Source organism: Streptomyces sp. NPDC057137 (genome assembly GCF_042670825.1).
Classification (GTDB): Bacteria; Actinomycetota; Actinomycetes; order Streptomycetales; family Streptomycetaceae; genus Streptomyces.
Genome location: NZ_JBHUUW010000036.1, coordinates 1 through 22048 on the forward strand (window position 1 = coordinate 1; position 22048 = coordinate 22048).

At 70.3% G+C, this 22048-nt stretch carries 18 protein-coding genes; 10 read left to right on the forward strand and 8 right to left on the reverse strand.

Going from position 1 to position 22048, the window contains the following annotated elements; translation table 11 throughout:
• Nucleotides 1-132: 132 nt before the first annotated feature.
• The 5 genes from ACFT9I_RS25255 to ACFT9I_RS25275 are packed head-to-tail and all read right to left on the reverse strand — an operon-like array spanning nt 133 to nt 5659.
• Complete coding sequence (locus ACFT9I_RS25255) at nt 133-1443, reverse strand: DUF58 domain-containing protein (protein WP_382567725.1); 1311 nt, start codon at nt 1441-1443, stop codon at nt 133-135.
• An 11-nt stretch (nt 1444-1454) separates the two neighbouring features.
• Nucleotides 1455-2438: an AAA family ATPase gene (locus ACFT9I_RS25260; RefSeq protein WP_382567727.1), complete on the reverse strand. Its 984-nt coding sequence runs from the start codon at nt 2436-2438 to the stop codon at nt 1455-1457.
• Nucleotides 2435-3703: a DUF4350 domain-containing protein gene (locus tag ACFT9I_RS25265; protein ID WP_382567729.1), complete on the reverse strand. Its 1269-nt coding sequence runs from the start codon at nt 3701-3703 to the stop codon at nt 2435-2437. The genes ACFT9I_RS25260 and ACFT9I_RS25265 overlap by 4 nt, the downstream gene beginning before the upstream one ends.
• Nucleotides 3700-4392: a DUF4129 domain-containing protein gene (locus tag ACFT9I_RS25270; RefSeq protein ID WP_382567731.1), complete on the reverse strand. Its 693-nt coding sequence runs from the start codon at nt 4390-4392 to the stop codon at nt 3700-3702. The genes ACFT9I_RS25265 and ACFT9I_RS25270 overlap by 4 nt, the downstream gene beginning before the upstream one ends.
• A 4-nt stretch (nt 4393-4396) precedes the next feature.
• Entirely contained in the window at nt 4397-5659 is a 1263-nt protein-coding gene (locus ACFT9I_RS25275; RefSeq protein ID WP_382567733.1) for a hypothetical protein, read from the reverse strand.
• 183 nt (nt 5660-5842) lie between these two features.
• On the opposite strand from ACFT9I_RS25275, the gene mtnA reads away from it, so the two are divergent.
• The 7 genes from mtnA (at nt 5843) to ACFT9I_RS25310 (ending at nt 14661) form a co-directional block, all read left to right on the forward strand.
• Entirely contained in the window at nt 5843-6991 is a 1149-nt protein-coding gene (mtnA, locus tag ACFT9I_RS25280) for an S-methyl-5-thioribose-1-phosphate isomerase (protein WP_382567735.1), read from the forward strand.
• Nucleotides 6992-7225: 234 nt separating this feature from the next.
• A complete protein-coding gene (mtrA, locus tag ACFT9I_RS25285) occupies nt 7226-7903 on the forward strand; it encodes a two-component system response regulator MtrA (RefSeq protein ID WP_005486885.1) in 678 nt (225 codons plus the stop codon).
• Between the two features lies 1 nt (nt 7904).
• On the forward strand, nt 7905-9974 hold the full coding sequence (mtrB, locus tag ACFT9I_RS25290) for an MtrAB system histidine kinase MtrB (RefSeq protein ID WP_382567736.1): 2070 nt from the start codon (nt 7905-7907) through the stop codon (nt 9972-9974).
• Nucleotides 9964-11826, forward strand: a complete 1863-nt coding sequence (locus tag ACFT9I_RS25295; protein ID WP_382567738.1) for an LpqB family beta-propeller domain-containing protein — start codon at nt 9964-9966, stop codon at nt 11824-11826. The genes mtrB and ACFT9I_RS25295 overlap by 11 nt, the downstream gene beginning before the upstream one ends.
• Nucleotides 11827-11979: 153 nt before the next feature.
• Nucleotides 11980-12702, forward strand: a complete 723-nt coding sequence (locus ACFT9I_RS25300) for a ComF family protein (protein WP_382567740.1) — start codon at nt 11980-11982, stop codon at nt 12700-12702.
• A 315-nt stretch (nt 12703-13017) separates the two neighbouring features.
• Nucleotides 13018-13707, forward strand: coding sequence for a ribosome hibernation-promoting factor, HPF/YfiA family (gene hpf / locus ACFT9I_RS25305; protein WP_382567742.1), 690 nt, complete (start codon nt 13018-13020; stop codon nt 13705-13707).
• Nucleotides 13708-13899: 192 nt separating this feature from the next.
• Entirely contained in the window at nt 13900-14661 is a 762-nt protein-coding gene (locus tag ACFT9I_RS25310) for a response regulator (RefSeq protein ID WP_382567744.1), read from the forward strand.
• On the opposite strand, the gene ACFT9I_RS25315 is transcribed toward ACFT9I_RS25310, so the two are convergent.
• The gene (locus tag ACFT9I_RS25315; RefSeq protein WP_382567746.1) at nt 14654-15844 is read right to left on the reverse strand and encodes a winged helix-turn-helix domain-containing protein; all 1191 of its coding nucleotides are present in this window, start codon (nt 15842-15844) and stop codon (nt 14654-14656) included. The genes ACFT9I_RS25310 and ACFT9I_RS25315 overlap by 8 nt on opposite strands.
• A gap of 56 nt (nt 15845-15900) precedes the next feature.
• Nucleotides 15901-16506, reverse strand: coding sequence for a GNAT family N-acetyltransferase (locus ACFT9I_RS25320; RefSeq protein ID WP_382567748.1), 606 nt, complete (start codon nt 16504-16506; stop codon nt 15901-15903).
• A gap of 239 nt (nt 16507-16745) precedes the next feature.
• Between ACFT9I_RS25320 and secA the strand changes: the two genes are divergently transcribed.
• Nucleotides 16746-19571, forward strand: coding sequence for a preprotein translocase subunit SecA (secA, locus tag ACFT9I_RS25325; protein ID WP_382567750.1), 2826 nt, complete (start codon nt 16746-16748; stop codon nt 19569-19571).
• 431 nt (nt 19572-20002) lie between these two features.
• On the opposite strand, the gene ACFT9I_RS25330 is transcribed toward secA, so the two are convergent.
• On the reverse strand, nt 20003-20458 hold the full coding sequence (locus ACFT9I_RS25330) for an Rv3235 family protein (RefSeq protein WP_382567752.1): 456 nt from the start codon (nt 20456-20458) through the stop codon (nt 20003-20005).
• A gap of 294 nt (nt 20459-20752) precedes the next feature.
• Here ACFT9I_RS25330 and ACFT9I_RS25335 point away from each other — a divergent pair, with 294 nt between their 5' ends.
• Nucleotides 20753-21259, forward strand: a complete 507-nt coding sequence (locus ACFT9I_RS25335; RefSeq protein ID WP_382567754.1) for a DUF6912 family protein — start codon at nt 20753-20755, stop codon at nt 21257-21259.
• 89 nt (nt 21260-21348) lie between these two features.
• Nucleotides 21349-22020, forward strand: coding sequence for an HAD family hydrolase (locus ACFT9I_RS25340; protein ID WP_382567756.1), 672 nt, complete (start codon nt 21349-21351; stop codon nt 22018-22020).
• Nucleotides 22021-22048 lie beyond the last annotated feature (28 nt).

Below are 22048 nucleotides of genomic sequence, written 5' to 3' on the forward strand. Positions count from 1 at the left end.
GGGGACCCTGTGGGAGAGTAGGACGCCGCCGAACAATTTTTGGGGAATGCCCCGCACCTTTTGGTGCGGGGCATTTCTGCGTTCAAAACCCTTTCGCGTACGGGGCAGTTCATCTTCCCCGTACGCGTCCGCTCAGAGGCGGCCCGCCGCCTTCAGTGCCAGATAGGCATCCGCCAGTGCCGGCGCCAGTGAGTCAGGAACGGCGTCAACGACTGCGACTCCGTAGCGCTGGAGCTTTTCTGACGTACGGCGTCGTTGGGATTGTGCTTGGGAGCCCGCGGCGGCTTCGTAGACCGCGTCCACCGAACCGCGTGCCGTGGTCATGGTCCGGGCGTGCGGGTCAGCCACCGAGGCGACGAGCACGGTGTGGCGCTGGGTGAGTTGAGGGAGGACGGGCAGGAGCCCTTCCTCCACCGGAGCCGTTTCGAGACTGGTCAGCAGCACGACGAGGGACCGGCGTGGGGCGCTTTTCAGGACGGTGGCGGCCAGGCCGCGTGCGTCCGTCTCCACGAGTTCGGGCTCCAGCGTGGACAGTGCGTTCACCATCGCGGGCAGTACGTCGCTCGCTGAGCGGCCTCGGACCTGGGTGCGTGTCCGGCGGTCGTACGCCAGCAGGTCGACCCGGTCGCCGGCGCGGGTGGCGAGTGCGGTGAGGAGCAGCGTGGCGTCCATCGCGGCGTCGAGGCGAGGGACGTCGCCCACCCGACCGGCCGAGGTACGGCCGGTGTCGAGGACGACGAGGATGTGGCGGTCACGCTCGGGCCGCCACGTACGGATCGCCACCGCCGACTGGCGCGCGGTGGCGCGCCAGTCGATGGACCGGGTGTCGTCTCCCGGTACGTAGGGCCGGAGGCTGTCGAATTCGGTGCCCTCGCCGCGGGTGAGCACGCTTGTCCGGCCGTCGAGTTCGCGCAGGCGCGCGAGTCTGGACGGGAGGTGCTTGCGGCTGGTGAAGGGCGGCAGGACGCGCACCGTCCACGGCACGTCGTGGTTTCCCTGGCGGGCCGCCAGGCCGAGCGGGCCGAAGGAGCGTACGGTCACTCGCTCCGCCCGCCTGTCGCCGCGGCGCGTCGGGCGGAGAAGTGTGGTGAGGCGACGACGCTCTTCGGCCGGGACGGTCAACTCGTGACGGGAGGCGGCTTGTTCGGTGCCGGCCGGCCAGCTGCTCGGGGGCCATGCGTCGCGGATGTGGGCGCGCAGCGTGCGGCGTGCGGGGTTGGTGACCGTGAGCTGGACCTCGGCACTTTCGCCGAGTCGAACTGAGGTATCACCACTTCGAGTGAACTGGAGCTTTCGCACTGGCGCGGCCAGGCAGTAGTCGCACAGAATTGCGAGTGAGAGGGGCGCGTTGACCGCCAGCATCCCCGCCCAACTGGGGGCGAGGAGGCCGACGGGAAGCGAGCCGAGAGCGGCGAGGAGTGCCGCTCGTCCGGTGAGGGCCACGGTTCATCGCCTCATCGGGGTACGGGGACATGGGCGAGGATCGCGGTGATGACGGAGTCCGCGGTGACTCCCTCCATCTCCGCCTCGGGACGGAGCTGGACGCGGTGACGCAGGGTGGGTAGTGCCAGGGCCTTCACGTCGTCCGGCGTGACGTAGTCGCGGCCGGTGAGCCAGGCCCAGGCACGGGCGGTGGAGAGCAGAGCGGTGGCGCCTCGCGGGGAGACGCCGAGGGAGAGCGAGGGGGAATCACGAGTGGCACGGCAGATATCGACGACGTAGCCCGCTATCTCCGGGGAGACAGAGGTCTTGGCGACCGCGGCGCGTGCCGCTTCGAGGTCGGCCGGGCCGGCGACGGGGCGTACCCCGGCCGCCTGGAGGTCGCGAGGGTTGAAGCCGTCCGCGTGGCGGGTCAGGACGCTGATCTCGTCGTCGCGTGACGGGAGGGGGACCGTCAGCTTCAGGAGGAAGCGGTCGAGCTGTGCTTCGGGGAGGGGATAGGTCCCCTCGTACTCGACCGGGTTCTGCGTGGCGGCGACCAGGAAAGGATCGGGGAGCATCCGGGGTGTTCCGTCGATGGTGACCTGGCGCTCCTCCATCGCTTCGAGCAGCGACGACTGGGTCTTGGGCGGAGTGCGGTTGATCTCGTCGGCGAGCAGCAGGTTGGTGAAGACGGGGCCGGGCTGGAAGGAGAACTCCGCTGTTCGCGCGTCGTAGACGAGGGAGCCTGTCACGTCGCTCGGCATCAGGTCTGGGGTGAACTGGACGCGCTTGGTGTCGAGTTCGAGAGAGGCGGCGAGGGCCCGTACCAGGAGTGTCTTCGCGACGCCGGGGACTCCTTCGAGGAGGACGTGGCCCCGGCAGAGCAGGGCGACGACGAGTCCGGTCACGGCGGGGTCCTGGCCGACCACGGCCTTCGCGATCTCGGTGCGCAGGGCCTCCAGGGAGGCGCGTGCGCTGTCCGAGTTCTCAGCGGTCTCGGGGGTCGGGGCACTCATGAGGTGCGTACCTCTCTTTCGAGGGCGTCGAGTTGGTCCGTCAGGCGGATGAGAGCGGCATCGTCGGCCGGCGCCGGGCCGAAGAGCAGCGTGCGGGGATCCCGCGAGTCGTCGGGGAGTTGAGCGGAGACGGCGGGGACGAGGGCCTCCGGGGTGTGGGCCTCGGACGGTGGGACACCGAGGAGGGAAGCGAGGCGGGTGCGGGTCTCCGTACGGAGGACCGAGGCGGCGCGGTCGCGGGCGTTGGCCTTGCGGTAGAGACGGGCGCGGCCTTCGGTGGCCTCGGAGGCGCGGATGACGACCGGGAGCCGTTCGGCCACGACGGGGCCGAGTCGGCGGGAGCGCCACACGGCGGCGAGTACGGCGGCGAGGGCGAGTTGGAGAGTGGCCCAGAGCCAGCCGGAGGGGATCAGGTCGAGGAAGCCTGACTCGTCCCCTTCGCCGTCCTCGCCCTCCTGGCCGCCGGTGCCGTCACCACCACCACTGCCGCTGCCGGATTCGGTGGCGGAGGGATCACTGAGCGAGGGGAGGTACCAGACAACATGAGGCCGGGAGCCGAGGAGTTGAAGGGCCAGCGAGGCGTTGCCCTGTTTGGCGAGGCGCTCGTTGTAGAGGAGATCGGGGGAGCCGAGCAGGACGGTGTCGCCGCCGGCCGGGGTGTCGACCCTGAGGAGGGACGGCAGCCCGTCGGTCGGGTAACAGGCGTCGCTGTTCGGCGAGTCGGTGGCGTAGCGGTACCCGCCGATGTCGACGGAACCGGCGTCGCGGGCGGCAGGAAGGGCGCAGCGGGGGTCTCGCGCGGCCACCGGCGTCTCGGTGGCCGCGGTGACGCCCGGGGCCAGGAGGTCGAGGGAGGGCGGGCCCGGCGACAGGAGGACGGTGCGACCGCCGGAGGGCTCCGTCGCGCTCTGCAGGGTGCGTTGCTGATGGAACGTCAGCAGGTTGGGCGCGGTGACGACCAGGGTGGTGTCCGGGCCTGTCCCCTCGGTCGCTTCGGCGAGCGTGGTGACGACGCGGGTGGAGACGCCGCGGTCCTTGAGCAGTTCGGCGACGGCGCGGCTGCCCAGCGGGTCGGCGGAGCGGGGGTCGAGGCGGCCGTGCTGGTCGCCGGAGCGTACGGCTGCCAGGGCGATGCCGGCCACGAGGAGGATCGCGAGTGCGATCAGCAGTCCTCGGACGCGCGTCCAGACCTGCTGGGCGCTGGGCGACATCGAGGTGGTGCTGGTCGCCGGCCGGGGCGGGGCGCCGGTCTTGGTGGCGGTCATTCGGCAGCTCCCTGGGTGGCGCTGCTGAGTTGGGGTTTGCTGCTCTCCAGGCCGAGGTCCAGTTCGCGAAGCCGCAGGTATGTCTGCCGGTCCGCCGTGCGTCCGCCGTATGTGACGTCGTCGAAGGCCCTGGCGGCGGCGCGCAGGGCCGTCGCGTGCTCGGGAAGTGCCCGGCCGGCGTCGGCGGCGGCTTCGTCGGCGGTACGACCCGGGCGCGGGTCGAGGATCGTGCGCTCCTCCAAGGAGCGGACGACGGCGCGCATCCGTTCCTGGACGGCCTGGTTCCAGCGTTCGGCCGTCGCGTGTTCCTCGGCGTTGGCGCGGTGTTCGGCGGCGCCGCGTGGGCCGGATTCGAAGAGTGCGTCCTTGGGGCGGGTGGTGCGTCGGGGACTGCCGAGCCGCCACCAGAGGGCGGCGGCGAGGGCCACGACGAGCGCCGCGATGACGGCGAGGCCGATCGGGCTCGCCACTCCGGAGCCGGCCACGGAGTTGAAGAGGTCGCCGATCCACTCCCAGAAGCGGTCCATCGCGCGCTCGAGCGGATTCGGGTCGTTCTCGTGGTACATCGGCTTGGACAGTTCGTCCTCGGCCGCCTCACGAGCGGGGACACGCGGGGTGTCCACCGGTATGTCGCCGCTCGTGCGCGCCGTCGTCAGCCACGCCGTTGCCGTGCCCCCCGTGCCGAACACCGCATCAGCCCCTGGGGGCGTCGTTGCCAGGCCGCTCGGAGCCGTAACCCGGTACGCCGGCGGCGCGTGCGAGTTCGAGGTCCAGGGCTTCGCGCCGGATGCGCTGGTCCACGTAGAGGAGTACCGAGACACCCGCGGAGATCGGCAGGGTGATGGAGGTGCTGATCACCGTGCCGATGCCGGTGATGATCAGGAAGGGCCAGCCGAAGTCCGGGCCGGACCCGGAGAACAGACCACTGAGGCCCTCGCCGTCGACTGCCATGGCGACGAGGCTGAACGGCACGGCGATGATCATGGAGACCACGAACGTCAGCAGCATCGTCAGCAGCAGGATGCCGAAGATCCGCCACCAGGTGCCCTTCACGAGCTTGGCGGAGCGGCGCATGGATGCCACGATCCCCTGCCGTTCGAGCATCAGGGCGGGCGAGGCGAGGCTGAAGCTGACCATCAGCCAGATCACCACGACGGCGGCGGCCAGTCCGCCGAGCATCGTCAGCGCGACTCCGGCACCGGAGCCGATCAGCAGTCCCGGCACGATGCCGACGGCCACGATGGCGGCGCCCATGACGGGCAACAGCAGGGTCAGGCCGAGGAGTTGGAGCAGCCGGGGCCGGGCCTCGTTCCAGGCGTCGGACAGCGTGACGCCGCGGCCGAGCACGGAGCGGCTGATGACCACGGTCAGAACGGCCGTGGTGAAGAGCGTGCCGATGATGGTGATGAAGAGGGACGGTGCCAGTGCGAGGAGGGTGGACTGCATCGCGTCGACGGCCTGGTTCAGCGCTTCCGTCGGGCTCGCGTTCGGGTCGACGTCCACCGGATCCGGCAGCAGATAGCGCTGGACGAGTATGTCGCCGATCTGCGAGATCACCGCGACGACGATGGTGACACCGAGGACGGTGCGCCAATGGGCGCGCAGCGTGGACACGGCACCGTCGAGGATCTCCCCCACACCCAGGGGGCGCAGCGGGATGACACCGGGCTTGGCGGCGAGGGGCGGCTGTCCCCAGCCGGGGTGCGGTCCGCCGCCGGGGCCGGGGCCGCCCCAGCCCGGTGCGGGCCTGGGAGCTGGGGGAACGGGGCCGGGACCCGCGCCGGGGGCGCTGGGCGCGGACCACTGTCCGGGCGGCGGCTGGGTCTTGGACCACTTCGAGGGGGAGTCCGAGGGCGTGCCGGCGTCGTCGGCGGGCTGGGCGGGTCGGGGCACGCCCGCGTTCTGGCCGTCGGACGGGGCAGATCCGGGCGAGGCCCAGCCCGGAGTGTCGTTCACGGTTGTCCACCTCGTGGATTGGTTAAGGAGGCAGGCTCGGGGAGCCGGCGCTTCAACGGTGCCTGTCTGCGAAGCAGAGCGGGAGGCTGGCAGCCATCGTGCCACGCGTGGCCCGCCGGTGGGCGTGGTGCTCCATGTCCTTCTCGCCTTCATAGTCCGAGCGGTACCGGGCAGACTGGGCGGATGACTGATCAGTACGCACCATCCCCGCTCCCGGCCGAGCCGCCCATGTCCCCGGCACTGCGCTGGGACGAGCTGCCGGAAGGGCCCGTACTGGTCCTCCTCGACCAGACGAGACTCCCGGTCGAGGAGGCAGAGCTGGTCTGCACCGATGTGCCGGCCCTGGTCCAGTCGATACGGACGCTCGCCGTGCGCGGGGCGCCTCTCCTGGGCATCGCCGGTGCCTACGGGGTCGCTCTCGCCGCCGCACGCGGATACGACGTGGACGAGGCGGCGGCGCTGCTGGAGAGTGCCCGGCCCACCGCCGTGAACCTCGGGTACGGGGTGCGGCGGGCGCTGGAGGTGCACCGGGCGGCCGTCGCCGGGGGCGCAGATCAGGAGCAGGCGGCCGCGGCCACGCTGGCGGAGGCCAGGAAGCTGCACCGCGAGGACGCCGTGGCCAGCGCCCGGATGGCGGCATCCGGGCTGGCTCTTCTCGACGAGTTGCTGCCCGGCGGAAGTCACCGGATCCTGACCCACTGCAACAGCGGGGCACTGGTCTCGGGCGGTGAGGGCACCGCGTTCGCCGTGGCGCTGTCGGCGCACCGGGCGGGGCGGCTCCGGCGGCTGTGGGTGGACGAGACACGTCCGCTGCTCCAGGGGGCGCGGCTGACGGCGTACGAAGCGGCTCGCAACGGGATGGCGTACACGCTGCTCACGGACAATGCCGCCGGTTCGCTGTTCGCGGCGGGCGAGGTGGACGCCGTACTCATCGGGGCGGACCGGATCGCGGCCGACGGCTCGGTGGCGAACAAGGTGGGCAGCTATCCGCTCGCGGTGCAGGCGAAGTACCACCATGTGCCGTTCATCGTGGTCGCGCCGACCACGACGCTCGACCTGGACACCGCGGACGGTGCGTCGATCGAGGTGGAGCAGCGGCCGGGGCAGGAGGTGACCGAGCTGACCGCCCCGCAGGCGGCCGGGGCGGGCGTCGAGGTGGGTGGCGGGATGCCGGTCGCGCCGCTGGGCACGCAGGCGTACAACCCGGCCTTCGACGTGACACCTCCGGAGCTGGTGACGGCGCTGGTCACCGAGTACGGAGCGTTGTCGCCGGTGACCCGGGACGGGATCGCGGAGCTGTGCGCCCAGGCGCGACAGGAGGCGCGGAGCTGACGGGACACGTGCGCGAGGAGTCGGGAGAGGCGCTGTCGGGGTTCGAAGGGCGGGTGGCTCGCTATGGTTCCTGTCGGAGGGCCAGGTCGACGAGACAGGGTGTGACATCTGTGGTTGACGTCAACAGCAACGAACCGCGACGGTCCACGGAGGACACACGTCCACGTCGTCCCAGGTCAGTGAGCTGGATCACGCAAGTCTACGTAACGGAAATGAAAATGGGATGATGTCGATATGAAGGGACGCGTCCTTGTCGTCGATGACGACACCGCACTGGCCGAGATGCTCGGCATCGTGCTGCGAGGTGAAGGGTTCGAGCCGTCGTTCGTAGCGGACGGCGACAAGGCTCTCGCCGCTTTCCGTGAGGCCAAGCCGGATCTGGTGCTGCTGGATCTCATGCTGCCCGGCCGCGACGGTATCGAGGTGTGCCGGCTCATCAGGGCCGAGTCCGGTGTGCCGATCGTCATGCTGACAGCCAAGAGCGACACGGTCGACGTGGTGGTGGGGCTCGAATCGGGCGCCGACGACTACATCGTCAAGCCGTTCAAGCCCAAGGAGCTGGTCGCCAGGATCAGGGCGCGGCTGCGCAGGTCCGAGGAACCGGCGCCGGAGCAGTTGGCCATCGGCGATCTGGTCATCGACGTGGCCGGTCACTCCGTGAAGCGTGAAGGGCAGTCCATCGCCCTGACGCCCCTGGAGTTCGACCTGCTCGTCGCGCTGGCCCGCAAGCCGTGGCAGGTCTTCACCCGTGAGGTACTCCTGGAGCAGGTGTGGGGCTACCGGCACGCGGCGGACACCCGCCTGGTCAATGTGCATGTGCAGCGGCTCCGCTCCAAGGTCGAGAAGGACCCGGAGCGCCCGGAGATCGTCGTGACCGTCCGCGGTGTCGGCTACAAGGCCGGACCGAGCTGACATGTCCAGCGGCAGTACTGCCCCGAAGCCCGGGGAGCCGGGAGTCCGTACGGGGCGGACTGCCGACCAGGGCCGTGGGGCCTCACGCCTCGGCAGGCTCCTGCACCGTGGCCGGCTGCTCCAGGACGGGGCGGCGGGCAGTCCCGCGCTGCGCCTCGTCGTGCGCTGGCTCAGGCGGCCGGTGCTGCCCGCCGTGCGGCTGTGGCGGCGGAACATCCAGCTCAGGGTGGTCACCACCACCCTGCTGATGTCGCTGGGCGTGGTGCTGCTGCTGGGTTTCGTCGTGATCGGCCAGGTCCGTAACGGTCTGTTGGACGCCAAGGAGAAGGCGGCCCAGAGCCAGGCGGCCGGTGGGTTCACCGTCGCCAAGGAGAAGGCCGACGCGCCGGTCGAGCCAGGTGGGCAGGAGGGCGGCGCCGGGGACGGCAGGTCGAGCCGTAACTCCGTCAACTGGCGTTCCGACCTGGTCGTACAGCTGGCCAGTGGGGGACAGAGCGCGTTCAACGTGGTGGCGCTGAGCGCCGACGCGAACGGCGCGGGCTCCAGCAGTCGCTTCCCGCGCGCTTCCGGCGGCGTGGACCACATCGCGAGCGTTCCGGCGAATCTGCGGTCGGACGTCGCCAAGGGCACCGGGACGTTCCAGAAGTACACCCTGATCCAGTACACGGACGGCCGAGAGCCCGAGTCCGGACTGGTGATCGGCAAGCGGCTGACCGATGTCGACGGCAATTCCTACGAGCTGTACTACCTGTTCCCGCTGACCCAGGAAGAACAGTCGCTCAATCTGGTCAAGGGCACGCTCGCCACGGCGGGGCTGTTCGTCGTCGTACTGCTCGGGGCCATCGCCTGGCTCGTCGTACGGCAGGTCGTGACGCCCGTACGGATGGCCGCGGGGATCGCCGAACGGCTCTCCACCGGCCGGCTCCAGGAACGTATGAAGGTCACCGGCGAGGACGACATCGCCCGGCTCGGCGAGGCCTTCAACAAGATGGCCCAGAACCTGCACCTCAAGATCCAGCAGCTGGAGGAGCTCTCCAGGATGCAGCGCCGTTTCGTGTCGGACGTCTCGCACGAGCTGCGCACCCCGCTGACCACCGTCCGGATGGCCGCCGACGTCATCCATGAGGCCCGTGTCGACTTCGACCCCGTCACGGCGCGGTCGGCGGAGCTGCTGGGCGACCAGCTCGACCGTTTCGAGTCCCTGCTCTCGGATCTCCTGGAGATCAGCAGGTTCGACGCCGGTGCCGCGGCGCTGGAGGCCGAACCCATAGACCTGCGGGTGGTCGTACGCCGGGTGATCGGCGGAGCCGAACCGCTCGCCGAGCGCAAGGGCACCCGGATCCGTGTCATGGGGGACGAACAGCCGGTCGTCGCCGAGGCCGATGCCCGGCGCGTGGAGCGGGTGCTGCGCAATCTGGTCGTCAACGCCGTCGAGCACGGCGAGGGGCGCGACGTGGTCGTGCGGATGGCGGTGGCGGGCGGCGCCGTCGCCGTGGCCGTACGCGACTACGGAGTGGGCCTCAAGCCCGGTGAGGCGACCCGGGTCTTCAACCGGTTCTGGCGGGCGGATCCGGCGCGGGCGCGTACCACCGGCGGTACGGGCCTCGGCCTGTCGATCGCCGTCGAGGACGCGCGCCTGCACGGTGGTTGGCTCCAGGCCTGGGGCGAGCCGGGCGGCGGGTCGCAGTTCCGGCTGACGCTGCCGCGTACCGCCGACGAGCCGCTGCGGGGCTCGCCCATACCGCTGGAGCCCGAGGACTCGCGGCGCAGCCGGGAGCGTTCCGCGTTCGGAGACGCGAAGGAGAGCGCCCACCGGTTGGCGAGCGTGCCTTCCCAGTCGGCGACGGGATCGTCGCTTCCGGTGCCGCCCAGGCCGCCGGTCCTGCCGCCCGCGGGCCTGGTCGACCCGACGGCGCTGCCGGGCAACGGCGCCCGGGTGGTGCCGCGTTCCGCCGGGGAGCCCGCGGAACGGGATCCCGGCACCTCATCGACATCGACGTCGTCATCTGCCGCCACGGCCGCCCCCGCGGCTCGGGCACCTGAGCGGGAGGACACAACTCGTGGGCGCTGACCGCCTTCGTCTCGGCCGAGGGCGCGCGGTGCGGCTGCCCGTCGTTTTCGGGTGCGGTGCCCTGCTGCTGGCGGGCTGTGCGTCGATCCCCAACAGCGGCGACGTCGAGCCGGTCAAGGCGTCCCCGCGCGGTGACTCCCAGGTGCGGGTGTATCCCGTCGCTCCCGCCGAGGGCGCCGATCCCAACGAGATCGTCGACGGCTTCCTGGAGGCGATGACCAGCGACGACCCCGACTTCGCGGTGGCCAGGAAGTATCTGACGAAGCAGGCGTCGCAGAGCTGGCAGCCGGCGGACCGTACGACGGTGCTGGCGGCCGCGCCCGACCCGGCCGACCCTCAGGGGCCGTCCGGTCCCGACGGCCCCGGCCTCACCTACCCGCTGTACGGCGAGCAGATCGCCGCGGTCGACGCCGGGCACGCCTATACGCCGGTGGCGCCCGAGCCGTACAACCGCGCCATCCATCTCGTCCAGGAGAAGGTGCTGGACGGCAACGAATGGCGCAAGGAATGGCGGATCGACGACCTCCCCCAGGGGCTGGTGCTCGGCGAGTCCGACTTCCAGCGCAACTACCGCGCGGTGAACAAGTATTACTTCGCCTCCGGACAGGGCTGGCTCGTCGCCGACCCCGTCTACATCCGCCAGCGCATAGACCCCGTGACGCGGATGGACCCGGTCACCCAGGCCGTCAAGGTGCTCCTCGAAGGGCCGACGGACTGGATACGGCCCGTGGTCGACTCGCCCTTCCCGACCGGTACGGAGCTGAAGCGCGGCACCCGGACTCTTGAGTTTGACGACCGCAACTCGCTGAAGGTGCCGCTCAACGCGAAGGTCGACAACGTCGGGCGGGAGCAGTGCCGCAAGATGGCGGCGCAACTTCTCTTCACCCTCCGCGACTTGACCTCCACCCGAGGCGAACAGGTCGAGCTGCTGCGGCAGGACGGCTCCTCGCTGTGCGTGCTGAGCGGCGACCAGGCCGAGGAGTTCGCCGCCGACCGTACGTCGGGCAGCTCGGACAGTCCGTACTTCATCGACGCGAAGGGCCGGCTCTCGCAACTGTCGGCGAGCAGCAAGGAACCGATCGACCCGCCACGTGTGCGGGGCCCGTTCGGCGACGGCACGATGCCGTTGGGCCAGGTCGCCGTGGCGCGTGACGAGAAGCACGCGGCGGGCGTCTCGCAGGACGGCAAGTCCCTGTACGTCGGGTCGATCATCTCGACGGGCGAGGTGGGCGACGCCCTGGTCGTCAGCAAGGCCACGAAGAAGGAGGACCGGCTGTCGGCGCCGAGTTGGGACGGGAACGGCGATCTGTGGATAGCTGATCGCGACCCGAAGCAGTCCCGGCTGCTGCGTCTCGCCGACGGCGCCGACGCGCCCCGCGAGGTCACGGTCGACGGACTCGGCGACGCGCGGATCGAGGCGCTGCGGGTGTCCGCCGACGGCGTACGGGTGGCGCTGCTGCTCTCCGAGGACGGACGGACGACCCTCCAGATCGGCCGGGTGGAGCGTCGGGGACCGGCCGGGGAGCAGACGGTGTCCGTGACGGAGCTGAAGGCCGTGGCGCCGCGTATGGAGACGGTGACCGCCGTGTCGTGGGCCGGGCCGAGCCGGCTCGTCGTGGTCGGCAAGGAGGCCGGCGGGGTGCAGCAGGTGAGCTACATCCAGACGGACGGTTCGACGTCGGCGGCGGGTGTGCTGCCGGGGCTGAACCAGGTCACCGGGATCGCCGCGGCCGACGACGAACGGCAGCCGCTGGTCGCCGACTCGGGCGACGCGGGCATCGTGCGGCTGCCGACCGGCGCGAACTGGCAGACGATGGTGGAAGAGGGCTCCTCGCCGGTCTATCCGGGCTAGGGCCCCTGGATCGGGCCCTCGGTCCTGTCCGGCGGTCAGGACCTGGGCCGACGGGGCCGCGACGTGCCTTGTGCACGTGCATTTGGGCCGGATCTGAATCAGGGTTATCCACAGGGGTGGCCGGAGGTCCGAGTCATTGGCACAGTGGGTGACATGCGGGTGTGGTGGCGAGAAATCACCGGGCTGGTGCTGCCGGTCGCCTGCGGCGGCTGCGGGAGTCCCAGGACGCCGTTGTGCGACGCGTGCGGAAGGGCGTTGTACGGGACGTGGCCGTGCCGGGTGCGGCCGGTTCCCGAGCCCGTCGGGCTGCCCGTGGTGCATGCCGCAGCGCCGTACGAGGACGCCGTACGGGCCGTGCTGCTGGCGCACAAGGAGCGTGGCGCGCTCGGGCTGGCCGCGCCCCTGGGCAGGGCGCTGGCCGGGGCGGTCCAGGCCGCTGTCCCGCCGGGCACCGGTGTCGGCCCGCTGATCCTGGTGCCGGTTCCGTCGACGAGACGCGCCGTCGGTGCGCGCGGACATGACGCCGCCCGGCGTATCGCCCTGGCCGCGGCGGGGGAGCTGCGGGGTGCGGGGCGGTCGGCCCGGGTGCTTCCGGTGCTGCGGCAGCGACGGATGGTGGCCGACCAGTCGGGCCTGGGCGCCCGTCAGAGGCTCGCCAATCTGGCCGGAGCCCTGGAGGTCGCCGTCGGGGGCGCGGGGCTCCTGGAGGGCGGCAGGGTGGTGCTGGTGGACGATCTCATGACGACCGGTGCCTCGCTCGTGGAGGCGTCACGTGCGATGCATGCCGCGATGAAACCGGGGTACCCCGCATTCGTACAGGTGAGTGCGGCTGTGGTGGCCGCGCCTCCGCTCTCTTTCGAAATAAACCGGAACTGATCGCGAGTTTGCTTCGTTGCAGGTGGTGAGGGTCGTAAAACACCGGAACGGACGTACGCGGTGGTAGCGGGTGCCGATACCCGTCCAAGAGAGCTATGTTCGGTTGTGAGGAAAGCGAAAGCTCTACCTCACTGATATGCAGCGGTGCGTTGGAGCGTTTTCCAGAACCTCGAAGTCAGAGGGAATGGGGATCTTGCCCACGGGGGAGGAGGAGGTGAAAGTCGCCAAGTCCGAGGCCTCGGTGCCCATCGAGGTCGGGTGCAAGAGGGAGAAGCTCCGCAACGCGGCGGAGCGAATCCGGGAACGGAGTTCTGCGTGGACATCGTCGTCAAGGGCCGCAAGACAGAGGTACCCGAGCGGTTCCGCAAGCACGTGGCCGAGAAGCTGAAGCTGGAGAAGATCCAGAAGCTCGACGGCAAGGTGATCAGCCTCGACGTCGAGGTGTCCAAGGAGCACAACCCGCGTCAGGCGGACCGTTGCGACCGGGTGGAGATCACACTCCACTCCCGCGGTCCCGTCATCAGGGCGGAAGCCGCTGCCGCCGACCCGTACGCAGCGCTTGACCTGGCCACCGGCAAGCTGGAGGCGCGGCTGCGCAGGCAGCACGAGAAGCGTCACAACCGCCGTGGCACCGGCAGGCTTTCGGCCGCCGAGGTCGTCGATGTCGTTCCTGGCGTCGCCCAGTTGAACGGCGCGGGCCCGGCTCCCGTGACCGAGTCGTCGAACGGCGTTCCCACCACCAGGATCGGCTCGCTCGAGGTGCAGGGCGAAGGACCGCTGGTGGTCCGCGAGAAGACGCACACCGCGGCCCTGATGACCCTCGACCAGGCGCTCTACGAGATGGAGTTGGTCGGACACGACTTCTATCTGTTCGTGGATTCCGAGACCAAGGAGCCCAGCGTCGTCTACCGGCGCCACGCCTACGACTACGGCGTCATTCACCTGAGGACCGACCAACTGGCCGAGTCCGAGGCGGCGGGCGCGGGCGGCGCGCTCGGCGGCTGAGAGAAAAACGACCCCTCGGTGGTGCCCCCGCAGTGCCATATCAGGCCGCGGGGGCACCACCGTGCGGCTACTGGATCACCGCTCTGTCGGCCAGGCATGAAATCATGGCCACGCACGTCAACCCCCGGTCCCCGACCTGGGGTTGGTGTAGCTCGCATGTACTTCGGCCCATGGCCTTCAGGGGGAGGAACGATGGCGGACAGCTTCGGGCCGGTGCATCACGCGCGCGGTGCCGGCGGTACGACCGGCGGTACCGGACCGGACAGCGGCGCGGACCCGGACGACCCCGGCAAGGAACCGATCAGGGTCCTTGTCGTGGACGATCACGCTCTCTTCCGCCGGGGGCTGGAGATCGTCCTCGCCCAGGAGGAGGACATCCAGGTCGTGGGGGAGGCCGGGGACGGCGCGGAGGCCGTCGACAAGGCCGCCGACCTGCTTCCCGACATCGTGCTGATGGATGTCCGGATGCCCAAGCGCGGCGGCATCGAGGCCTGCACCTCCATCAAGGAGGTGGCCCCCAGTGCCAAGATCATCATGCTGACGATCAGCGACGAGGAGGCCGACCTCTACGACGCGATCAAGGCGGGCGCCACCGGCTATCTCCTCAAGGAGATTTCGACGGACGAGGTGGCCACCGCGATTCGCGCCGTCGCCGACGGGCAGTCGCAAATCAGCCCTTCCATGGCCTCCAAGCTTCTGACCGAGTTCAAGTCGATGATTCAGCGCACCGACGAGCGCAGACTCGTGCCGGCGCCGAGGCTCACCGAGCGCGAGCTCGAAGTCCTCAAGCTGGTCGCCACGGGAATGAACAACCGTGATATCGCCAAGGAGTTGTTCATCTCCGAGAACACCGTGAAGAACCATGTCCGCAACATCCTGGAGAAGTTGCAGCTGCACTCCCGGATGGAGGCCGTGGTCTACGCGATGCGGGAGAAGATCCTCGAAATCAGATGACGGCCCGCGTCAGTGCCGCCGCCAGCTCGGGGCGGTCGACGCGCTCGATCCGCACCGAGTCGCAGCCCACCCACTCGGCGGCCTCCCGCAGTGCCCGCGCCATCGGCTCGACAGCGGCGGGCGTGTCCAGCGAGACCTGGCGGGCGACGAGCGTGCTGCCCTCGCGCGCCGGGTCCACACGGCCGAGCAGCTTCCCGCCCGACAGCAGTGGCATCGCGAAGTACCCGTAGATCCGCTTGGGCTTGGGGACGTACGCCTCCAGGCGGTGGGTGAAGCCGAAGATCCGCTCGGTGCGGGCCCGCTCCCAGATGAGTGAGTCGAACGGCGAGAGCAGAGTCGTACGGTGCCGTCCGCGCGGGACGCTCGCCAGCGCCTCGGGGTCGGCCCAGGCGGGCTTCGCCCAGCCCTCGACCGTCACCGGCACCAGCCCGGAGTCCGCGATCACCGCGTCGACCTGCTCGCCCTTGATGCGGTGGTAGTCCCCGATGTCCGAGCGCGTGCCCACCCCGAGCGACTGGCCCGCGAGCCGTACGAGCCGGCGCAGGCACTCGGTGTCGTCCAGGTCGTCGTGCAGCACCTCGTCGGGAATGGCGCGCTCCGCCAGGTCGTACACCCGCTTCCAGCTCCGGCGCTCCGTGCACACCACCTCGCCGTGCATCAGCGCCCGCTCGACCGCGACCTTCGCCTCGGACCAGTCCCACCACTCGCCGCCGTTCTTGGCGCCGCCCAACTCGGTGGCCGTGAGCGGGCCCTCGGCGCGCAACTGCTTGATCACCGCGTCGTACGCCCCGTCGGACAGCTCGTGGTGCCAGTGCGGGCGGGCGCGGTAGGCGCGACGGCGGAAGGCGAAATGCGGCCATTCCTCGACCGGGAGGATGCAGGCGGCGTGCGACCAGTACTCGAAGGCGTGCGGCCGGGGCGGGGCGTCGGCGGTCGCCGCCGGTGTCCAGTACGACTCCTCGACCGTCCGGCGGCCCACCGCGCCCAGCCGCGCGTACGGAATCAGCTCGTGCGAGCGCGCCAGCACCGAGATCGTGTCCAGCTGTACGGCCCCGAGATGGCGCAGCACACCGCGCACGCCGCCCCGGCGGTCGGGGGCGCCGAGGAACCCCTGGGCGCGCAGGGCGATGCGGCGGGCTTCGTCGGCGGACAGCGCGGCGGCGGCGGGCGGCACAGTGGTCATGCCCCGAACGATAGACGGCGGCACTGACAGTCGGCCGGGGCCGGTGATCGCCGCGGTCAGGGACGCGCGGGCAGATACGGGTGCCTGGACGGCAGGCCGAGATCGGACGGCAGGAGCGCGCCGATCCAGGCGTCCCTCGTCGTCTCCCGCATGAGCAGGGCGCCGCGCAGGGTGCCCTCCAGCAGGAAACCGGCCTTCAGCGCGACGGCCCGCGAAGCCTCGTTGCCGGCCTCGGCGCGCCACTCGACGCGGTCGGCGCCCAGCTCGGTGAACATCCAGCGGGTCAGGGCACGCAACGCCTCCGTCGTGTAGCCCCGGCCCCGGTGCTCCTTGACCGTCCAGAAGCCGACCGCCCACACACCGGACTCGCTGTGGGCGTTGACCGAGGCCAGCAGCGGGCCGCCGCCGACCGGCTCGACCGCGAAGACGAAGTTGCTCCCGGCCCGCCACATGTCCGGGACGATCCGCTCGATGAAGTGCTCGGCGTGCTGCCTTTCGTACGGAGAGGGGATCGTGGTCCACCGCTGGACGTCGGGATCCTGGCAGGCCGCGTACACCGCGTCGATGTCGTCCGGGCCAAGGGGGCGCAGCCGCAGACGCTCGGTGATCAAGGAGGTGGTCGAGGCCTCCGGAGGGGCGGACCGGGGGGTGAGTGGCTCCATGGGGGGAGTGTGCTGACCGGGGTTCCCCGGCGCGAGCGCTTTTCGTACCTCACCGGCACCTTCCGCACGTCCCGCGCGTTCTCATTGCGGGTGACAGGAGGCAGGCGTCACGTGGACCTCCCGAGGCGGCCGGGTCCTCGCTTACGATGGCCGTTGCGGTGGGGTCGGCCCGCCGCGCCCGCGCCAGTGTCCGTTACCAGACCCAGTGCCAGGCCCGACCGGCAAGGAGACCAACCTCAGTGTCCGTCTTCAACAAGCTCATGCGTGCAGGCGAAGGCAAGATCCTGCGCAAACTGCACCGCATCGCGGACCAGGTCAACTCCATCGAAGAGGACTTCATCACCCTCTCCGACGCCGAGTTGCAGGCCCTCACCAAGGAGTACAAGCAGCGGTACGCCGACGGTGAGACCCTTGACGACCTGCTCCCCGAGGCCTTCGCGACCGTCCGTGAGGCGGCCAAGCGAGTTCTCGGCCAGCGCCCTTACGACGTCCAGCTGATGGGCGGCGCCGCGCTGCACCTCGGCCATGTCGCCGAGATGAAGACCGGTGAGGGCAAGACCCTCGTCGGCACGCTGCCCTGTTACCTGAACGCGCTGTCCGGCGACGGCGTCCACGTGATCACGGTCAACGACTACCTGGCTGAGCGCGACTCCGAGATGATGGGCCGGGTCCACAAGTTCCTGGGCCTCTCCGTCGGCTGCATCCTCGCCAACATGTCGCCCGCGCAGCGCCGTGAGCAGTACGGCTGCGACATCACGTACGGCACGAACAACGAGTTCGGGTTCGACTACCTCCGCGACAACATGGCGTGGTCCCAGGAGGAGCTCGTCCAGCGCGGTCACAACTTCGCCGTCGTGGACGAGGTCGACTCGATCCTGGTCGACGAGGCCCGTACGCCGCTGATCATCTCCGGTCCCGCCGACCAGGCCACGAAGTGGTACGGCGACTTCGCCAAGCTGGTGACCCGGCTCACCAAGGGCGAGGCGGGCAACCAGCTCAAGGGCATCGAGGAGACCGGCGACTACGAGGTCGACGAGAAGAAGCGCACCGTCGCGATCCACGAGTCCGGGGTCGCGAAGGTCGAGGACTGGCTGGGCATCGACAACCTCTACGAGTCGGTGAACACCCCGCTCGTCGGTTATCTGAACAACGCCATCAAGGCCAAGGAGCTTTTCAAGAACGACAAGGACTACGTCGTCATCGACGGCGAAGTCATGATCGTCGACGAGCACACCGGCCGTATCCTCGCGGGCCGCCGCTACAACGAGGGCATGCACCAGGCGATCGAGGCGAAGGAAGGGGTGGACATCAAGGACGAGAACCAGACGCTCGCCACGATCACCCTGCAGAACTTCTTCCGCCTCTACGACAAGCTGTCCGGCATGACCGGTACGGCCATGACCGAGGCCGCCGAGTTCCAGCAGATCTACAAGCTGGGCGTCGTGCCGATCCCGACGAACCGGCCGATGGTCCGGGTCAACCAGCCCGACCTGATCTACCGCACCGAGGTCGCGAAGTTCGCGGCGGTCGTCGACGACATCGCCGAGAAGCACGAGAAGGGTCAGCCGATCCTGGTCGGCACGACCTCCGTGGAGAAGTCCGAGTACCTGTCGCAGCAGCTCTCGAAGCGGGGTGTGCAGCACGAGGTGCTGAACGCCAAGCAGCACGACCGTGAGGCGCCGATCATCGCCCAGGCCGGGCGCAAGGGCGCGGTGACCGTCGCCACGAACATGGCCGGCCGTGGTACGGACATCAAGCTCGGCGGCAACCCCGACGACCTCGCCGAGGCGGAGCTGCGCCAGCGCGGGCTCGACCCCGTGGAGCACGTCGAGGAGTGGGCCGCCGCGCTGCCCGCGGCGATGGAGAAGGCCGAGCAGGCGGTGCGGGCGGAGTTCGAGGAGGTCGTGGACCTCGGCGGGCTGTACGTCCTCGGTACGGAGCGTCACGAGTCGCGCCGGATCGACAACCAGCTGCGTGGTCGTTCCGGCCGTCAGGGCGACCCGGGCGAGTCCCGGTTCTACCTGTCGCTGGGCGACGACCTGATGCGGCTGTTCAAGGCGCAGATGGTCGAGCGCGTCATGTCGATGGCGAACGTCCCGGACGACGTGCCGATCGAGAACAAGATGGTCACCCGCGCGATCGCCTCGGCGCAGTCGCAGGTGGAGCAGCAGAACTTCGAGACGCGTAAGAACGTCCTGAAGTACGACGAGGTGCTCAACCGGCAGCGTCAGGTCATCTACGGCGAGCGCCGCCGGGTCCTGGAGGGCGAGGACCTCCAGGAGCAGATCCGGCACTTCATGGGCGACACCATCGACGACTACATCGGCCAGGAGACGGCCGAGGGCTTCGCCGAGGAGTGGGACCTGGACCGGCTGTGGGGCGCGTTCAAGCAGCTCTACCCGGTGAAGGTCACCGTCGAGGACCTGGAAGAGGCGACGGGGGACCGCGCGGGCATCACGGCGGAGTTCATCGCCGAGTCCATCAAGGAAGACGCGCACGAGCAGTACAGCGAGCGCGAGAAGTCGCTGGGCCCGGACGTGATGCGTGAGCTGGAGCGGCGCGTCGTGCTGTCCGTGCTGGACCGCAAGTGGCGTGAGCACCTCTACGAGATGGACTATCTCCAGGAGGGCATCGGCCTGCGCGCGATGGCGCAGAAGGACCCGCTGGTCGAGTACCAGCGCGAGGGCTTCGACATGTTCACCGCCATGATGGAGGGCATCAAGGAGGAGTCCGTCGGCTACCTGTTCAACCTGGAGGTTCAGGTCGAGCAGCAGGTCGAGGAGGTCCCGGTGCAGGACGCGGCGGAGCGTACGTCGCTGGAGAAGGCGGACGCGGGCGCCCGTGCGGGCGGTGCGCGTCCGGAGATCCGGGCCAAGGGCCTGGAGGCTCCGCAGCGGCGGGACCGGCTGCACTTCTCCGCGCCGACGGTGGACGGTGAGGGCGGCGTCGTCGAGGGCGACTTCGAGAGCAACGGCGGGGCGGACCGTACGGAGGCGGGTGCGGGGACGACCCGCGCGGAGCGCCGTAAGGCGCAGAAGGGTGGGGGGCGGCGCCGCAAGAAGTAGGCGGGCGCGCGTTTTCCTCGCCGCGTAGCGGATGAGCGGACGAGCGGGTGAACGGCGGCCGGGTTCGGACACGAGGTGTCCGGGCCCGGCCGCCGTTTGCGTGGGCCGGGGCGGGATGCCCGGGTCCGTCCGGTGGCCGGTTCGTCCTCAAACGCCGGACGGGCTGGGGTGTGGTCGGCCGGTGGTGGGGTTGTCCTCAGGCGCCGGACGGGCTGGTGGGGCGCTGGGTGGGTTGGGACGGGTCCCCCGGTGGTCGGGTTGTCCTCAAGCGCCGGAGGGGGTCGGGTGGGTGTCGGGTGGGTTGGAGTGTGGCCGGCCGGTGGGTGGGGTGTCCTCAAGCGCCGGACCGGCTGAGTGCTCGCCCGCTGCCCGGTGGGGGCGTCGGGCGGGTGCACGGAGCCTGCCCGGCGCTTGAGGGCGGAACCGCCCCGTTACGTCGGGCGGCGGCGGGGGGACACCTCCACCGCCGTGCAGCGCCAGCGGAGGTCCGGGGACTGTTCCAGGCGGAACGCCATCGCGCGGACCTGGTCTCCCGCCGCGATGACCGCCCACGCCTCGACCACTCCCGGGCGGGGGTGGAAGCCCCGGCAGGTGCGGATCACCGGGGTTGTGTTGCGGGCGCGGAGTGGGGTTTTCGGGGCCAGGTGGACGAGTTGGTCGTATGCCTCGCCGATCGTCTGGCCCAGCATCGAGTGGACCGGGCGCAGGCCGCTGAGGACGGCGAGCAGTTGTTCCGCGAAGCGCTCGTGCGGTTGGAGCCAGGGTTGGCGGCGCTGGGAGACCACTCGGCCCGGCCTGCGCGGGTCTCGCCTGGCCGGTGGCCGGGTGGTCGCGACCGTCCGCGCCGCCGCCCTGTCGTACGTCCTGCTGGTCTCTGTGTCGCTCACGCAGATCGCCCCCGTTCCACAGGCCCGGCCGCATTCGCGTTACCGGGCGGTAACTTGTGTTGGGGATCTTCTACGGGTCATCCGCGACCCCCGCAAGGGCCGGATTCCGGGATGCCGCGTGTGTCGGGTGTCACCTGTCCGAGTGGCCGGGCAGGCCGGACCAGGGCGGGAGGCGTCACTCTGTGTATTCGAGTGGACGTTGAACGGCTCCGCAGTGTCACCCCGACGAGGGACCGGCCGGATACGGCGCACGTATCCTGGAACCGCTCTCCCGACTACGAAAGCGGTCATCGCATGCGCGTCTACGTCCCTCTGACCCTTCCCGGTCTCGCCGAGGCGCACAAGACGGGCGAGTTGGGTCCTGGGCCGCTGACCGCCTACGCCGTGACGCCCGGCCTGCGCGAGTGGTATCTCTCCGACGACATCGAGGAGTTGGAGTACGCGGCCCTCAACCGCGCCGCCGCCGCCTCGCTCCGGCTGATCGCCGGTGATCCGTCCGCCGCGCGGCGCCGGGTCGTGGTCGCCGTCGACGTACCGGACAAGGACGCCGCCGCCGACCCCGACCGCGGGGTGGACTCCGCCGGGCTCGGCGAGGTGCGGATCGCCGCGGGCGTCCCTCTCGCCAAGGCCGCCGCCGTGCACATCGACGCGGACGACGCCGAGGACGACGTGTCCGCCGCCGCCACGGCGCTGGGCGCCGCCGACCACGGCGACGACGACGCGCAGTTCACGGTGGACGGCGCCGAGGACCACGAGCTGCTCTGGTTCGGGGTCCAGGAGATCCCGGGCATCGTGGCGTAACGCGTCGTCGCGCAAGGCAGCGGCGCGCAAGCCGTCGGCGCGCGGAATTCCGAGGCGCGTTGTCAGACCCGGCCGGTAACGTTTCCGGCATGGGGAAGCACGACGCACATCTGGTCTGGGACTGGAACGGGACTCTGCTCGACGACTTCGGCGCGGTCATCGGGGCGACCAACGCCTGCTTCGCGGAGATCGGTCTGGAGCCGATCACCGCCGAGCGGTACCGGGATCTGTACTGCATGCCGATCCCGGTCTTCTACGAGCGTCTGATGGGCCGCCTCCCCACGGACGCCGAGTGGCTGATCATGGACGAGACCTTCCACCGGCACTACGTCGAGCGGCGCGTCGGGTGCGTGCTGACCGAGGGTGCCGAGGAGCTGCTGGCGCAGTGGACGCTGGCCGGCCGCAGCCAGTCCATTCTCAGCATGTACGCGCACGACCAACTGGTCCCTGTCGTACGGGACTACGGGATCCACCAGCACTTCGTCCGGGTCGACGGGCGGACGGGCCCTTCCGGCGGTACGAAGGCCGTGCACATGGAGCGCCATCTGGCCGCGCTGGCCAAGGAGGGCCGGATAGACCCGGCCCGCACGGTGGTGATCGGTGACGCGGTCGACGACGCCCTGGCCGCCGCTCATGTCGGCGCCCGCGCGGTGCTCTACACCGGCGGATCGCACAGCCGTAAGAGCCTGGAGGAGGTGGGGGTCCCCGTCGTGGACAGTCTCGCCGAGGCCGTCGATCTCGCGCAGAGCATCGCGCGCTGACCGTCGTCTTCCCGGCGCCCCCGCCACG

Bases quoted from the DNA above. Each gene is read 5' to 3' on its own strand.
- ACFT9I_RS25315 (WP_382567746.1), bottom strand. From the start codon at position 15,844: ATGACCACTGTGCCGCCCGCCGCCGCCGCGCTGTCCGCCGACGAAGCC.
- ACFT9I_RS25320 (WP_382567748.1), bottom strand. From the start codon at position 16,506: ATGGAGCCACTCACCCCCCGGTCCGCCCCTCCGGAGGCCTCGACCACC.
- ACFT9I_RS25310 (WP_382567744.1), top strand. From the start codon at position 13,900: ATGGCGGACAGCTTCGGGCCGGTGCATCACGCGCGCGGTGCCGGCGGT.
- ACFT9I_RS25335 (WP_382567754.1), top strand. From the start codon at position 20,753: ATGCGCGTCTACGTCCCTCTGACCCTTCCCGGTCTCGCCGAGGCGCAC.
- ACFT9I_RS25260 (WP_382567727.1), bottom strand. From the start codon at position 2,438: ATGAGTGCCCCGACCCCCGAGACCGCTGAGAACTCGGACAGCGCACGC.
- mtrA (WP_005486885.1), top strand. From the start codon at position 7,226: ATGAAGGGACGCGTCCTTGTCGTCGATGACGACACCGCACTGGCCGAG.
- ACFT9I_RS25300 (WP_382567740.1), top strand. From the start codon at position 11,980: ATGCGGGTGTGGTGGCGAGAAATCACCGGGCTGGTGCTGCCGGTCGCC.
- mtrB (WP_382567736.1), top strand. From the start codon at position 7,905: ATGTCCAGCGGCAGTACTGCCCCGAAGCCCGGGGAGCCGGGAGTCCGT.
- ACFT9I_RS25265 (WP_382567729.1), bottom strand. From the start codon at position 3,703: ATGACCGCCACCAAGACCGGCGCCCCGCCCCGGCCGGCGACCAGCACC.
- ACFT9I_RS25340 (WP_382567756.1), top strand. From the start codon at position 21,349: ATGGGGAAGCACGACGCACATCTGGTCTGGGACTGGAACGGGACTCTG.
- mtnA (WP_382567735.1), top strand. From the start codon at position 5,843: ATGACTGATCAGTACGCACCATCCCCGCTCCCGGCCGAGCCGCCCATG.